Origin of the sequence: Leucobacter sp. G161, assembly GCF_001482305.1 — a bacterium.
Taxonomy (GTDB): domain Bacteria; phylum Actinomycetota; class Actinomycetes; order Actinomycetales; family Microbacteriaceae; genus Leucobacter.
This window is the reverse complement of the sequence record NZ_LOHP01000049.1, coordinates 1-249: the sequence shown is the minus strand read 5'-3', so window position 1 is coordinate 249 and position 249 is coordinate 1. Positions and strand designations below refer to the sequence as shown.

The following is a 249-nucleotide window of genomic DNA, read 5'->3' as shown; positions in this document are numbered from 1 at the left end:
GGCGGGTCAACAGTCCACGCGGGCACCACCAACGCCGTCGCGATGCAGGAGTCCCTGAACACCTACGCCGGCATCGAACGTGTCATCGACTTCTCGTTCAGGCTCGCCCTCGGCCGCCGCAAAAAAGTCACGCTCTGCCACAAAACCAACATCCTTGTCGCCGCCGGGCAGCTCTGGCAGGAAGTCTTCGAGACCGTCGCCGCACGATACCCCGAGGTCGAGACCGACTACGTGCACGTCGACGCGATG

At 63.9% G+C, this 249-nt stretch carries 1 protein-coding gene; it reads left to right on the top strand.

All coding sequences use genetic code 11. From position 1 onward, the window contains the following. Positions 1–249 (top strand): isocitrate/isopropylmalate family dehydrogenase (locus tag AUL38_RS05215; protein WP_235590617.1); only part of this gene is annotated, 249 nt, incomplete at both ends.